General features: G+C 58.1%; 11 protein-coding genes and 1 pseudogene. 11 read left to right on the top strand and 1 reads right to left on the bottom strand.

All coding sequences use genetic code 11. From position 1 onward, the window contains the following. Nucleotides 1-929 precede the first annotated feature (929 nt). From P3C39_RS32670 to P3C39_RS32630, 9 genes are all read left to right on the top strand, one after another. Nucleotides 930-1,520, top strand: coding sequence for a NodA family N-acyltransferase (locus P3C39_RS32670; RefSeq protein WP_024505875.1), 591 nt, complete (start codon nt 930-932; stop codon nt 1,518-1,520). After that, nucleotides 1,517-2,176 (top strand): chitooligosaccharide deacetylase NodB, encoded by a 660-nt coding sequence (gene nodB, locus P3C39_RS32665; protein ID WP_126057632.1) that lies wholly within the window; start codon nt 1,517-1,519, stop codon nt 2,174-2,176. Before P3C39_RS32670 ends, nodB begins: the two co-directional genes overlap by 4 nt. Before the next feature lie 15 nt (nt 2,177-2,191). Then, on the top strand, nt 2,192-3,517 hold the full coding sequence (gene nodC / locus P3C39_RS32660; protein ID WP_032899868.1) for a chitooligosaccharide synthase NodC: 1,326 nt from the start codon (nt 2,192-2,194) through the stop codon (nt 3,515-3,517). Between the two features lie 260 nt (nt 3,518-3,777). Then, a complete protein-coding gene (gene nodI / locus P3C39_RS32655) occupies nt 3,778-4,692 on the top strand; it encodes a nodulation factor ABC transporter ATP-binding protein NodI (protein ID WP_024505873.1) in 915 nt (304 codons plus the stop codon). Nucleotides 4,693-4,695: 3 nt separating this feature from the next. Beyond that, entirely contained in the window at nt 4,696-5,484 is a 789-nt protein-coding gene (locus P3C39_RS32650; RefSeq protein ID WP_029356621.1) for an ABC transporter permease, read from the top strand. 289 nt (nt 5,485-5,773) lie between these two features. Next, nucleotides 5,774-6,535: a sulfotransferase gene (locus tag P3C39_RS32645; protein WP_024505871.1), complete on the top strand. Its 762-nt coding sequence runs from the start codon at nt 5,774-5,776 to the stop codon at nt 6,533-6,535. A gap of 377 nt (nt 6,536-6,912) precedes the next feature. Beyond that, nucleotides 6,913-8,199: a dicarboxylate/amino acid:cation symporter gene (locus tag P3C39_RS32640; protein WP_126063813.1), complete on the top strand. Its 1,287-nt coding sequence runs from the start codon at nt 6,913-6,915 to the stop codon at nt 8,197-8,199. Nucleotides 8,200-8,471: 272 nt separating this feature from the next. Continuing rightward, entirely contained in the window at nt 8,472-9,533 is a 1,062-nt protein-coding gene (locus P3C39_RS32635) for a LacI family DNA-binding transcriptional regulator (protein WP_024505889.1), read from the top strand. Nucleotides 9,534-9,697: 164 nt separating this feature from the next. Further along, a complete protein-coding gene (locus P3C39_RS32630) occupies nt 9,698-10,501 on the top strand; it encodes a TIM barrel protein (protein ID WP_024505888.1) in 804 nt (267 codons plus the stop codon). A gap of 48 nt (nt 10,502-10,549) precedes the next feature. On the opposite strand, the gene P3C39_RS32625 is transcribed toward P3C39_RS32630, so the two are convergent. Next, nucleotides 10,550-11,467, bottom strand: coding sequence for a LysR family transcriptional regulator (locus tag P3C39_RS32625; RefSeq protein WP_024505887.1), 918 nt, complete (start codon nt 11,465-11,467; stop codon nt 10,550-10,552). A gap of 701 nt (nt 11,468-12,168) precedes the next feature. Between P3C39_RS32625 and P3C39_RS32990 the strand changes: the two are divergent. Continuing rightward, nucleotides 12,169-12,543 (top strand): annotated as a pseudogene (locus P3C39_RS32990) (IS110 family transposase); the annotation flags it as partial. A gap of 91 nt (nt 12,544-12,634) precedes the next feature. Then, nucleotides 12,635-13,159, top strand: coding sequence for a transposase (locus P3C39_RS32985; protein ID WP_245265439.1), 525 nt, complete (start codon nt 12,635-12,637; stop codon nt 13,157-13,159). Nucleotides 13,160-14,172: the final 1,013 nt, after the last annotated feature.

The raw sequence follows: 14,172 nt of genomic DNA, 5'->3' as shown, positions 1-14,172 counted from the left end.
CAAGGTGCGCGTCGCCATGAGCAACGCCTTCGCCATGGGCGGTACGAACGCAGTTCTGGCATTCAGGCAGGTGTAGAAGCCATGCAAGACGCCTCATTTGAGGTCACCTGTCGTATCTAGCTGCTTGCCGGACCACTATGTGAAGCGAGCGCTATTGGCTGCCTCTGCGATGCGGGAATTGGCAGCGGACGTCTCACGATCAAACAGGCATCTGCTTGTAGAATTCTTTTAATCGTGAAGCGGCGCGAGTGCGCTATCCGTTGAGGTGAGCAAGGCCGGCGCCCTGGGTGAGCGCTGGTGTCGGGTGGTGGAAAGTACAGGGGGAGCTGTGTGGCCCCCTCTTTCTCGGCCTCGACGGTGTGCGAAGGAGCCTGTGCGGCGAACGGGCCGACGCCCCAGGCTCAGAACCTGGGCGAACCTAACTCCCGCCAAAGGACAGCCCAGAGCTGGATACACGAAAGAGATACTGAACCCGCGAATCAGATTCTGATCAATCGTCGTGTCTGAGCTCCGCTCGGCTCTTACGGAGATAATCGCGCGGCCCGGCAACGGCCGCGCGTGCCGCGGGCGTGAGCTTTGCGCTTCGTCAGAAGTGCCTCGAGCGTGACGACGATAATTGACCAGCCATATGGAACGCATTCGCCCAGTTATCCAAAGCGTGGATACCTTTCATCTAAACAAAGGATTTTACCGTTTTTGCTGCAGGTCCCATAGAGGCGCTTCAAGTTGGAAAGATAGGTAGTTCCCATGGTTGCGTTGGATCCGAGGAGCATCATCTGGTGTGCGGGGCGCACAAAGTCAGTCGCATCTGCATTACGGCTTGGTCTTTCGGCGGTCTCCACAAGTTACGCCCCGTTGGTGCGATGCCAATTATTTAACCAATGCTTGGACATTTATCTCAACCAGACAGCTCCAAGGTGAGGTCTTCCATGCGCCCGAATGTCGATTGGAAGTTGTGCTGGGAAAATGAGCTGCAACTGGCCGACCATGTCGAACTCTCCGACTTTTTTCGAAAGACCTATGGACGGACTGGCGCCTTCAACGCGGAGCCATTCGAAGGCGGCCGCAGTTGGGCCGGCGCGAGGCCGGAATTCCGCGCAATCGGCTACGACGCGCATGGGGTAGCGGCTCACATCGGCATGCTGCGGCGCTTCATCAAAGTTGGCGAGGTCGACTTGATCGTCGCTGAATTGGGCCTGTACGCGGTTCGTCCGGATCTTGAAGGGCTCGGAATCGGTTTTTCGATGCGCGTGGCGTACCCAGTGCTCCATCAGTTGGGTGTTCCATTCGCTTTCGGCACGGTTCGGCACGCGCTGCGAAACCATGTCGAAAGATTCTGCAGAGCCGGCCTCGCGAACATTGTGTCGGGCGTTCGCGTACGATCGACCCGTCCAGATGTGCATCCCGACCTGCCGCCCACGCGCCTGGAAGACGTACTCGTGTTGGTTTCGCCGATCGGACGCTCGATGGACGAGTGGCCGTCCGGTACCCTGATCGACCGGAACGGTCCGGAACTATGAAGCCTCTGGACTACATATGCGAAGGGCAGAGTGACAATGCCGATGGCACTGCAGAGCGCAGCGTCTATCTGACGTTTGACGATGGTCCCAATTCATTTTTCACACCGCAGATACTCAATGTGCTGGCGCAACATCAGGTGACGGCGACCTTCTTCGTTGTTGGGGCCTACGCGGCCGACGAGCCGGAACTCGTTCGCCGAATTATTACAGACGGGCACGGTATAGCCAACCACACGATGACTCATCCGGACCTGGCCAAATGCGGGTCCGTCGAAGTCGACTGCCAGATAGTTGAGGCAAACAGAGTCATAGGGATGGCTTGCCCGCAGGCCATGGTTCGGTACTTTCGTGCACCGTATGGCATCTGGACCGAAGAAGTAATCGCTGCATCAGCGGGTGCGGCATTGGCGCCCGTCCATTGGTCCATTGATCCACGCGACTGGTCTCGCCCCGGCGTTGACGCCATCGTCGACAGAGTGCTCGCCGATATCCGGCCGGGCGCAATCGTGCTGTTGCACGACGGGTGCGCTCCCGACGAATTGCAACCAGGCAATCAAGCCAGTCTGCGCGACCAGACGGTGACAGCGTTGTCACGCCTAATTCCAGAATTGCACGGCCGCGGATTTGTAATCCGATCACTTCCTCAACACCCCTGAACAAACAGAGATCCTATGGACCTTCTCACCACAGCCAGTACTGTTGCCGTTTCGTCTTATGCGGTGCTCTCGACTGTTTACAGAGGCATGCAAGCGGTCTACTCCCAACCGGAAAATGTTACGCCGCCGTCGGAAAGCTTGTTCGGATCCGACCGTTGGCCGAGCGTGGATGTCATTATCCCCTGCTACAATGAGGACCCGCGCACACTCGCGGCGTGTTTAGCTTCCATTGCAAATCAAGATTACGCCGGAACATTTCAGGTCTATCTGGTTGACGACGGTTCTGGAAATCGTAATGCCGTCATCCCGGTACATCACGCCTACGAGGGCGACCCGAGATTCAATTTCATTCTGCTCCGCGAGAATGTTGGCAAACGCAAGGCGCAGATCGCCGCCATCCGCCGCTCATCTGGAGATTTCGTGCTCAGCGTCGACTCTGACACGACACTTGCGTCCGACGTCATCACAAAGCTTGCAGTAAAAATGCGGGATTCCATGGTCGGAGCGGCCATGGGCCAGCTGACGGCATACAACCGCAGCGACACTTGGTTGACCCGATTGATCGATATGGAATACTGGCTGGCTTGCAATGAGGAGCGCGCGGCGCAAGGTCGCTTTGGTGCGGTCATGTGCTGCTGCGGCCCATGTGCAATGTACCGCCGGTCTTGTCTCCTTTCTCTGCTGGATCAATACGAGACGCAGCTGTTCAGGGGGAAACCAAGCGACTTCGGTGAAGACCGTCATCTTACGATCCTCATGCTGAAAGCAGGCTTTCGAACCGAGTACGTTCCAGGTGCCGTCGCGGCGACAGTCGTTCCGGACAAGATGGGACCTTATTTGCGCCAACAACTCCGCTGGGCACGAAGCACCTTCCGGGACACGATGCTTGCGCGAGGTCTACTGCGTGGCCTGGATCGCTATCTAACTTTGGATGTGATGGGAGAGAATCTCGGCCCATTGTTGCTCGGCATCGCGGTAGTAACGGCGCTCGGTGAGCTACTATTTTCACATACAGTAAATTGGTGGACGGTGCTGGCTATTGTCACGATGACCATAATCAGATCTACGGTGTTATCTTTCCGCACTCGGCAGCTTCGATTCATCGGCTATTCAATGCACGCGTTAATCAGGATATTCCTGTTGATCCCCTTGAAGGCTTACGCCCTGTGTACATTGAGCAATAGCGATTGGCTGTCGCGTAAAAGTGTTCCCCTGCCCAACAGGAGCACAAAGGAAATCACAAGCGCGATGCCGCTTGCCGGAGCAAATGCTGCGGGCAATTCTGGAATTGCGGAGTCACTTCATACTGCAGATCTTTCGCTCACAGCTGGTGAAGTCTGACGGCCTTGCAGCGCCGAGTGACCGAGTAAGTTGTGTCAGTCGACACGGGGTGAAGCTTTCGAGTTACCTATGGTCAGAACGGGAACTATCTGGAAGCGACACGTGGCATCTTGACGTTATTCTTTGGCGGAAGCGATACACGCGTCGCTCCGGCCGCGACTTTCCAAAGGTGCCATCTCAAGGCGGTGGCCTGCTCTGAACCAGAATTCGCAAGTAAGCTGCCGGTGGCCAATCGGACTCATTCCGCTTGAGATAGACGCATGTCCAATGTAGCAATCGACCTTACCGGCGTAACCAAATTATTCGGAAACAAGCTCGTTGTGGACGGGCTGTCCTTCACCGTTGCATCGGGAGAGTGCTTCGGTCTGCTGGGGCCGAACGGCGCAGGCAAGAGCACGATTGCGCGTATGCTCCTCGGTATGACCCGGCCTGACGCGGGTGATATAACAGTCCTCGGTCTACCAGTGCCGGCACGCAGCCGCTTGGCCCGCAAGGGCATAGGCGTGGTCCCGCAGTTCGACAATCTCGACCTGGAATTTACGGTACGCGAGAACCTGTTGGTGTTCGGGCGCTACTTCGGCATGAGTACAAGAGAGATCAACGCCGTCATCCCACGGCTCCTCGAGTTCGCTCGCCTTGAGAGCAAGGCGGATTCACGTGTCGGCCTGCTATCCGGCGGGATGAAGCGGCGCCTGACGCTGGCACGTGCTCTGATCAACGACCCCCAGTTGCTTGTGATGGATGAGCCCACGACCGGCCTCGACCCGCATGCCCGCCATCTGATCTGGGAGCGACTTCGTTTCCTGCTGGCGAGCGGAAAAACGATCATTTTGACCACCCATTTCATGGAAGAGGCTGAGCGGCTTTGTGATCGGCTGTGTGTTCTCGAGCGGGGACGCAAGATCGCCGAGGGCAGTCCTCATGCGCTGATCGACGAGTACATTGGGTGCAACGTGATCGAGATCTTCGGCGGCAATCCACAGGAGCTGATTTCGCTGATCAGACCGTACGTTCAGCGTGTCGAGGTAAGCGGCGAGACGCTCTTTTGCTATGCGCCTGAGCCGGAGGATGTGCGCATCCAGCTTCGCGGTCGAGCGGGTCTGCGTATTCTAGAGCGTCCACCCAGTCTGGAGGACGTTTTCTTGAGGTTAACCGGACGTGAGATGGAGAAGTGAGCAATGGGTGAACGTTTTGCGGCCGCTCTACCCGCCAACGCCTGGAACTGGATCGCGGTGTGGCGCCGCAATCATCTGGCATGGAAGAAGGTGGCATTTGCTTCAATGCTCGGCACCCTTGCTGATCCGATGATTTACCTTTTCGGGCTCGGCACTGGCCTTGGACTGTTGGTAGGCCGCATCGAAGGTGCATCCTACATCGCCTTTCTGGCAGCCGGCATGGTTGCGACGAGCGCGATGACAGCATCAACCTTCGAAACAATTTACGCGGTTTTCGGTCGAATGCGCGATCAGGGCACTTGGGAAGCAATCCTGCACACACAACTTACCCTCGGCGACATCGTTCTCGGTGAATTGACCTGGGCAGCCACAAAGGCCTTTCTGGCCGGTACGACAATTGCGATTGTTGCCGCCGCGCTAGGTTATGCCGCGTGGACGTCGGTTCTCTACGTGCTGCCGGTCATCGCTCTCACCGGGTTCGCCTTTGCGAGCCTGGCCATGCTCGTCATCGCGCTCGCGCCCAGTTATCACTATTTTATTTTCTATCAGACGCTTGTCATCACACCCATGCTGTTCCTTTCGGGCGCGGTTTTTCCAGTCGGCCAATTGCCAGGAGTGTTTCAGCAGATTGCGGCCTTCTCGCCGCTGGCGAATTCTATCGATCTAATCCGTCCGGTGATGCTCGGCCGCCTGGGCGACAATGTAGGGCTGCATATAGGCGCACTTTGCATGTTCGCTGTATTGCCTTTTTTTCTGTCGGCTGGACTGTTTCATCGACGACTAATGCGTTGACGCTTACCTACGCCCATCAACGAGAAGGAGGTCCGCAATGCCGGATTGCAAACTGCCCCCAGCGGCCCGGAGGCATGCGTGTGCCAGGAATCGCGAGTGGTACAACAACGCCGAAGCCGGGCGCCACCCAGCCGCTGCAGGCACGCGCCCATCTTCGCGACCACACCTCGGAGTACAGGCTGGGTGGTGAGGCGCGCGGACCCACCCGGAGCGTTCAAGCGATAGCAGCCAAGCTTCTTGTGCGCGTCCCCAGACCGTCGCGGCCATTATTTAGTTGGATACACATGCAATGACCCACAACGAACCAACTCCTGAGCCTTTTGTGATCCTTGCTATGCCAAGGACCGGAACACACTATTTAGAAGAATTGCTAAACGAGCATCCGACCGTTCTGAGTAACGGTGAGTTGCTAAACGAATATGATCCCAATTGGCCCAGCACGGATCGCCTGCTAGGCACGGATCGCGAGCTTCTTGAGCTTGCCTATGTGCGCTGCCCTATGCGCGACTACAAGAATGTGACGCATCTTGGCTGCAAGATCAATGAACCTCAGTTTCGCGAGCGTCCAGCATTCTTTGCGGAATTAGCTCGTTGGCCAGCACTCAAGGTCATCCTCGTTGTTCGCCGAAACGTATTGGAATCGCTCCGATCCTTTGTGCAGGCCAGGGAAAGCGGTCAGTGGCTGAAGTTCAGCTCGGACAACGATACCGCTCGGCCACCGAGCGTCAGGTTGTCAATCGCCGACTGTGAGGCTTATTTCAAAGCCGCCGACGACTTTCACGCTCGCGTTATGGACTCCTTCACGTCGACCAACCTGCTTGTAATGGAATACGAGAGCCTACTTCACGAACCTGCCCAATGCTTGGGAGCGGTTTGGGATTTCCTGGGCGTTCCAGCGCTTGAGCCATCAGATAACGCCATCTTGCAGCGCCAGGAAACGCGACCGCTTGATCAAACGGTGGAGAACTTTGACGAGTTGCGGATTCACTTCGCACGCGGACCTTATTCAAGATTTTTTGACCTCGGAGATTCAATGCGCTCCTACGCTTAATCGCTTGTACCGCGTGCTCTGATGGGCGTGTAGGATATCCTGCAGTTTGCGCGCATTCCGTTCCAAAACTGACAAACCAAAGTCACCAAGGCAACCGGCAGTCGATCTGCGGCGAACATCAAAGGGCACGGGCGCAAGGCGACCTGGTCAATTCCCTCTCTGATGAAGCACTTCCTCAGACGCGATCTTTGGCGAGCCTCGAGTGCAGAATTCCGGCAAGGTGGAGGGTTCCAGTGCGCAACTGCACCAATCTCGCTGGACGGGACAGGCGTCCAGTTGGCACGGCGCTTGCTCCGAGATGACAGCAGCGCTCGACCGGAGCGCAGCATGGGAGAAGGAGGAGCCCCCACCCCGATCCGGTCAGGGAGAGAGAAACGATGTTGGTTCCAAGAGTCCCCCGCGCGATCGCAGCGCCCCGCAAGCGCCATTTTGCCCGGACCTACGTGCAGGTACTTGCCGCCATGGTCCTTGGAGCCGCAATTGGCTACCTCTATCCGGAAACCGGCCAAAGCCTGAAGCCGCTCGGCGATGCCTTCATCAAAGTCATCAAGATGATTATCGCACCTGTCATCTTCCTGACAATTGCGACCGGCATTGCCGGCATGAGCGATCTGCAGAAGGTCGGCCGAGTTGCCGCCAAGGCGATGGTTTATTTCCTTACCTTCTCGACGCTTGCACTCGTTGTCGGGCTGATTGTCGCGAATATCGTTCAGCCTGGCGCCGGCCTCAACATCGATCCGGCCTCGCTCGATGTCGAAGCCGTTAAGGGCTATGTGGCCACGGCTCACGAGCAGTCCGTGACCAGCTTCCTGATGAACATCATCCCGTCAACGATTGCCAGTGCCTTCGCGGAAGGCGACATCCTGCAAGTCTTGTTCTTCTCGGTCTTGTTCGGCATTGCTCTGGCGATGACCGGAGAGACGAGCAGGCCGGTCGTTACCTTTCTCCAGGCGCTCACCGCCCCCATTTTTAAGCTCGTCGGCATTCTCATGAAGGCTGCACCCATCGGCGCCTTCGGCGCTATGGCCTTTACGATCGGCAAATACGGAATCGGTTCGGTGGCCAACCTCGCGATACTGGTCGCGACGTTCTATCTGACCGCCTTCCTCTTCGTGTTCGGGGTTCTCGGCGTGGTCTGCCGCTGCAACGGCTTCTCGATCTTTTCTCTTGTCCGCTACATCAAGGACGAGCTGCTGCTTGTCCTGGCAACGTCCTCCTCGGAGGCCGCGCTGCCCTCGCTCATGGAGAAGATGGAGAAGGCCGGCGCCGCGCGTTCGGTCGTAAGTCTCGTCATCCCTACTGGATACTCATTCAATCTGGACGGCACCAATATCTACATGACGATCGCCGCCCTCTTCATCGCGCAGGCGACGAACACAGATTTGTCAATTGCCGATCAGATCCTCCTGCTGCTAATTGCGATGCTTTCCTCGAAGGGTGCGGCAGGCGTCACCGGCGCCGGCTTCATCACATTGGCCGCTACTCTGTCTGTCGTGCCGAGTGTTCCCGTTGCCGGAATGGCTCTAATTCTTGGCGTGGACCGCTTCATGTCGGAATGCCGCGCGCTGACGAATTTAGTCGGTAATGCGGTGGCATCGCTCGTTGTCGCTCGCTGGGAAGGCGAATTGGACCAGTCCCGGATGGAAGCCGCTTTCCGCGGTTAGGGTTACATCAAACGGGCTCCCCGCAAGCAAGCAATAGCGCGACGTGTAAGTCACGGCCTTCACAGCAGTCGAATTGCCGGCCTCCAAAGAGCGCTGGAAATAGTGTACTAACGCGGAGAGTAATACAACACCATGAAGCCCCTAAGCAAACGAACGGTTCACGGAAACTCATCTGGGTCCGCATGGAGCGCTGTTCGTCGAATGCGTTATCAACCGTGGGGTGTGGTAACTATTTCAGCTTGCCGCCCCAAGCCGTCGCGGGATCGCACCGGATGACGGAGGACCGGCCGATCAGAATCGCTAGGGGAAAGCGCGTCACAATTGCCGATCTCGCCCGCGAAGCCGGAGTCAGCGTAGCAACAGTCGATCGGGTTCTGAACGTCCGCCTTCCGGTGCGAGAGGAGACCGCCCAGCGGGTCCATGCGGCCGCGCACGCGATCGGCTATCATGCTGCCGGTCTCATCAAACAGCGCTTGCAGCAGCACCTGCCGCACTACAAGCTGGGCTTCATCTTGAGAAAACCTGCCCACGATTTTTACCAAGATTTCGCTCGCAATATTGAAGAGTCGGTCAGTATGGCTAAATCCTTCCACGGCCTTCCGATCATCGAGTTCGCGCAGTCACATTTGCCGCGTGACCTGCTCCCGCTTCTTAAGGACCTTGGAAGCCGCTGCCAGGCGATCGCCATGGTGGCGGCCGATCACCCGAAAATCACAGCATCAGTCGAGGAGCTCAAGGCGAAAGGTATCCCGGTATTTTCGCTGTTATCCGACTTCGCCGATGGCGTGCGCGAGGGCTACATCGGCCTCAACAACAGCAAGGTCGGACGGACTGCCGCTTGGGTGTTTTCCAAGGCCGCAAAACGGCCCGGCAAGGTGGCGGTGTTTGTCGGAAGCCATCGCTTCCAGGCGCATGCGACGCGGGAAACGGCCTTTCGTGCCTATTTTCGTGAGAACGCGCCCAAATTCGAGGTGCTTGATCCGCTCGTGAACCTTGATGAACGGCAGCTCACTTACGAAAAATTGCTGGATCTTATGCAGCGGGAACCAGAGCTCGTCGGCTTCTATATGGCCGGCGGGGGTATAGAGGGAGCAATTTCCGCGCTCCGAGAAGAGGGGAGCGGTCAGGATCTCGTCGCGATCGTGAGTGAAATGACGCCGCAGTCACGTGGGGCGCTTGCGGATGACATCTTGACGATGGCGGTCGGCACGCCAATGCGCCGACTTTGCCAGGAGCTGATAATGGCAATGGAGCGGGCCATCAAAGCCGGCGTCGCGGAGAGCCCGGGGCAGACATTTCTGCCGTTCGACATTTATCTTCCGGAAAATATTTGACCTTGATGGATTTCTATCATGAGCGCCCATTTTCCTTTCACCGATGAAAGGAAAGCTCGATTGACTCGGCCGTCTCTGTCCGATCTGTGAACCGGCGTGGTTCCGTCTTGAAAGAAGCCGGATGCCGAAATGGCAGCCGCGCTTCATGGAAGGAAAGTCAAGCAATGCGCCAGGTATCGCCCCGCTTTGCACTCGATCACATGGCGGCGCCCCGCCTTGACGTCAGTGCGCTTTTCGCGCTTGCCCGTGACCAAGGCCTGACCGACGTCCAAATCCGTTACCCTCATTTCAGCAATCCTGTCGCACGCGGCATTCCGGCTGCGGACGTTCGGTTTGCCGCTACCGAAGCGGGCGTCACGATCATCTCTGTCAACGCCTTGCAGCGGTTCAACGACTGGACTCCAACGCGTCAGGCCGAGGCAAGCAACCTCGCCGATTATGCGACGGCGTGCGGGGCAGAGACGCTCGTGTTGGTGCCGGCCAACCGCAGCTCGTGGCCCACCAATAGCGAGCGCCAGGACAATCTTCGTTTCGCTCTAAACGAGATCAAGCCAATCCTCCAGTCGCGGGGTCTGATCGGTCTCATCGAGCCGCTGGGTTTCCGAACCTGCTCGCTTCGATCAAAGAAGGAAGCGGCCGAGGCCGTTGCCGCGGTTGATGGCCAGTCCGTCTTTCGCCTCGTGCACGACACGTTCCACCACACCCTGGCCGGGGAGACATGCCTGTTCTGCGAGCTTACCGGCCTGGTGCACATTTCAAGCGTAAACGACCCGACCTTCTGGATTTACCCCGATCGCTTTCTTGCAGGTTCCGACAATGGCAGCCAGATTCAGGCGCTGCTGGATGGCGGCTACGCGGGACCTTTCTCGTTCGAGCTGATCGAGGAAGTCCATTCTCTGGACGATCTCGCAGGCGCACTTGCCGCCAGCATCGACTTTATCCGGCGAGGGCTATTGTCGTCAAAGTAGATGGTGACAGGAGTAGTGACTATAGGTGCGCCTGAATTTTCCGAGGGTTCACAGCGGGGCAGCCATCCGAGATGCCTCCTGTATCATTATCTCCCGCATCCAGATGCTTGCCGGATCGCTATTGTGGAGGGCCGGCCATTGGAGGGTCTCGGTGAATGTGGGAAATGGCAGCGGAAGTTCGATAACCCGCAGGGGGAACGTTTTTTCGAAATGCCTGACCAGCCGTAAGGGCATGGTCGCTATACGAGCTGTGCCGGACACCATAGGTGGAATCATGCTGAAGCCCTGCACGGCGACCTCGACACGTCTCTTAAGGCCATGCTCAAGCAAAAACCATTCCTCGATAGACGGCTTCATCGTACGCCCGAACCTGACCGCGACGTGCCTCATCGACATGTATCTCTCGAATGTAAGCTGCTGTGGCAGCTGCTTGTTTGTGGGACAGCCTACGCACACGAGCTTCTCGTCAAACAGCGCAATGCTTGAATGCACACTCGACGTGAACATATCCGGTAGAATTAGAAAATCGACGTCACCGCGCCGGAGAAGCTCATCGGGGCTATCGTCGACAGGCAGCAGTTCGAAGCTGACGGCGGGGGCTTCCCGTGAAATACGCTCCACAAGCTTTTCGAAAAACACGAGCGTGACGAAATCGGAAAGAATGATCCTGAAGAGGCGATCGGCTCGAGCTGGGTCAAACGGATCCGAAGAAATAATCGAGCACTGGATGTGCTGGAGAGCGTCGCGAACTGCGGGGGCAAATGCTGCCGCACGCGGGGTTAGAAATCGTTCGCGACCTCTTATCGTAAACAGTTCATCGCGGAAATAATCGCGCAGTCGGGCGACGGCCGCACTCATGGCGGGCTGACTCAGGTTGATCCTGCGTGCCGCCGCCGAGAGATTACGCTCCGTCAGGAGTGCGTCGAGCACAACGAGGAGATTTAGATCAAGTCCTTTGAAACGCATGTCATCAGCCATCCATGGGATGGATGCCTTTAACCGAAACAAACGACTTTAACAATTTAGCATTCTTGCAATCTTTTGTCGCAAAAAGTTTATGATGGATGACGTTAAGGTCCGACATATGAGCCGCGTGATCTGCAGAAGCGAGCAATCGTTCGTACTGTGCAGGTCAGAGATTGGCAGTTTGAAACGCCGGGCCGATGGCGCCGGGCTATCAACCAGCGTCTTCGGCGGCCCCGACCTAGCTGGGCGTGGAATCTAATAGGGTGCACCTTTCCAGTCCGAGGCGACTGATGGGCGGTTTGATCCTAAGCTGCCGTGAGGCCTGTGCCAATTGTATCGGCGAGCCAATGCAGCAGTCCGGCAGCGTTTTTGAGAGCTGTTGTAGGCTCGGCCTAAGCCCATTGGCGCAAGCCTATCTGAACGAAGCGCTTGGCCTTGCCGCTATCCGGTATGTGATCTGTGGTGTCTTCTCGTCCTGCTGTTCTTGTTTTGGAACGCCCTTATGGTGAGCCCATCCGGGACGTGGGGCACCGGGAGCACAAAGGTGCAGGCAGGCCGTCAATAGACCGTGGGCTGAGAGCCCGAGCTCGTTACATGGCCGCCCCTGGCGACTTTCCCGGATGCGCTGCGAGCGCGGATCAGTAGATGTCGTGTTGCCCGCCAGCTCCCGTCTTTGACCGAGCCAAGAAGGAGGAACGGGCATGCTTATCATCGGACTGGATATTCACCGCGCCTTCGCCGAAGCAGTGGCATGGGAGGAGGGCAGGCTCAGGCGACTCGGCCGCGTCGACATGCGGCGCGATCTGCTGGCCGCGTTCGCCGCGAAGCTGTCGCCGAACGATATCGGGGTGATCGAGGCCACCGGCAGCGCGACGTCCGCTGCAGCTGTGGTTGCGCCGCATGTGAAGAAGGTGGGGATCGCCAAGCCGAAACAGGTGTTTATCGTTGCCTATGCCAAGATCAAAACGACGATCGACGCCGACGTTCTTGCGCAGCTCTATGCCAGCGGCTTCTTGCCAGAAGTCTGGATTGCGGACGAGCCGACGCAGGCTCTGCGTCGACAGGTGACACGGCGCAATCAGATTGTCCGACAGAGATCTCGATTGAAGAGCGTCATCCAGTCGATCCTTCATAGCCACCTGATCCGTCCTGCCCGCATGCCGACCTGTGCGGCGCCAAGGGTCGGACCTGGTAATCGAGCAGGTCGTACCGCAGGACGAGCGCCTCGCGATCGATGGGCATCTGCGCGAGTTCGACCGATTGGGCGAAGACCTCCAGGTCATCGAACGCGATCTTGTCCGCTCGGCTCTCGAGGATGAAGGCGTGAAGCGGCTGATGACCATTCCCGGCGTCGACATCACCGTCGCGCTGGCGATGAAGGGCGGCGATCGGCGACGTGTCGCGCTTCGACGATCCGCAGAAGCTCGTGACCTATCTCGGGTTGAACCCAAGCGTCCAGCAGTCCGGCCAGGTCCGGCCTACCATGGGCGGATCACCAAGCAGGGCCGTGGTCATGCGCGCGGCATGCTCGTCGAGGCGGCCTGGGCGGCCGCTCGTGCTCCCGGACCGTTGCGAGCCTTCTCCCTGCGGCGTGCGAGCCCGGCGCGGACAGCATGTCGCGGCCGTGGCAACCGCACGCAAACTCTCTGTCGTGATCTGTCATCTGTTGAGAAGGGCGAGAGTTACGCGTAGGCTCGACCCTCCCTGCATGCCAAGAAGCTTGCGCGATGTGGAACTCAAGGCCGGGAGCAAGGCTGTGCGCGGCCAAAAGGGAGCGCACGCCTACAACATAAAGAGCCACCGGGAAGAAGAGCGCCGCTGGGTGGAGCAGGCCGAGGGCGCCTATGCACGCCTCGTTGCCGGTTGGAACCCACGAGGTCCGAAGAGGGTAGGCACGGATGCCGCAAACGAGGCGCGACGATAGAAGCTGCGCGGCAGGGCTCTCATCTCGGACCCTGCTCTTCGCCACGCGGTCGTCCGTGCGCGACAGGAGAATAGCGCAGATTTATCAAAAAGGCTCTTGTCGATCACATCAGTGGTCTTGGGCGCTGTACGGCCGGGTGAAGACTTTGCAGGTGGCGCGGAAAGCGTTTGATCTGTAGCGAAGCAATTGTCGTCATTACGCGCTCGACCCGGGCGCCCAGCTTGGCATAAGGGCTACGTGGCCTCAGGAAGCGTCGTCGCCAATGCAGACCATGGACGAATTCCCAGCCGATGCCGAGATGCCGGTCGACCGTGCCTGTCGCCGTCCGGTGATGCGATGCCCCCGAGCGGATGAGTTCGCCCCGGAAGCTCCCGGTCACGACGCACGGGTTCGGGTTCCAAGGCGCTCAGTTTTGTTCGCGCCCAATCGGTGTAGGACGCGGCAGAAATACGAGCGTGACGAAATCGGAAAGAATGATCCTGAAGCGGCGATTCGGTAGAGCCGGGTCAAACTATCCGACGAAATAAACGAGCACTGGATGGGCGGGAGAGCGTCGCGAACTGGAGGGCAAGAGCTCCCGGACGCAGCGTTAAGTTTGAATACCTCCGCGGACATGGTCGCGAGCTTATCGCGCAAATAATCGAGCAGCCGAGCGCCGGCCGCACTCATGACCGGCTGGGCTCGGTTAATCCTGCATGCCGCGCCCATGAGGTTGCGCTCTGTCGGGAGTGCGTCGAGCACAACGACGAGATGTAGTTCACGATCTTTGAAACGCGTGGTC

It is taken from the genome of Mesorhizobium sp. XAP4, from assembly GCF_029269325.1.
In the GTDB taxonomy this organism is placed as follows: Bacteria; Pseudomonadota; Alphaproteobacteria; order Rhizobiales; family Rhizobiaceae; genus Mesorhizobium; species Mesorhizobium ciceri.
Note: the sequence above shows the minus strand (reverse complement) of the source record. Positions and strands in the feature narration are given on the sequence as shown.

Bases quoted from the DNA above. Each gene is read 5' to 3' on its own strand.
- P3C39_RS32640 (WP_126063813.1), top strand. From the start codon at position 6,913: ATGTTGGTTCCAAGAGTCCCCCGCGCGATCGCAGCGCCCCGCAAGCGC.
- nodB (WP_126057632.1), top strand. From the start codon at position 1,517: ATGAAGCCTCTGGACTACATATGCGAAGGGCAGAGTGACAATGCCGAT.
- P3C39_RS32630 (WP_024505888.1), top strand. From the start codon at position 9,698: ATGCGCCAGGTATCGCCCCGCTTTGCACTCGATCACATGGCGGCGCCC.
- P3C39_RS32650 (WP_029356621.1), top strand. From the start codon at position 4,696: ATGGGTGAACGTTTTGCGGCCGCTCTACCCGCCAACGCCTGGAACTGG.
- P3C39_RS32645 (WP_024505871.1), top strand. From the start codon at position 5,774: ATGACCCACAACGAACCAACTCCTGAGCCTTTTGTGATCCTTGCTATG.
- nodC (WP_032899868.1), top strand. From the start codon at position 2,192: ATGGACCTTCTCACCACAGCCAGTACTGTTGCCGTTTCGTCTTATGCG.
- nodI (WP_024505873.1), top strand. From the start codon at position 3,778: ATGTCCAATGTAGCAATCGACCTTACCGGCGTAACCAAATTATTCGGA.
- P3C39_RS32670 (WP_024505875.1), top strand. From the start codon at position 930: ATGCGCCCGAATGTCGATTGGAAGTTGTGCTGGGAAAATGAGCTGCAA.
- P3C39_RS32625 (WP_024505887.1), bottom strand. From the start codon at position 11,467: ATGCGTTTCAAAGGACTTGATCTAAATCTCCTCGTTGTGCTCGACGCA.
- P3C39_RS32635 (WP_024505889.1), top strand. From the start codon at position 8,472: ATGACGGAGGACCGGCCGATCAGAATCGCTAGGGGAAAGCGCGTCACA.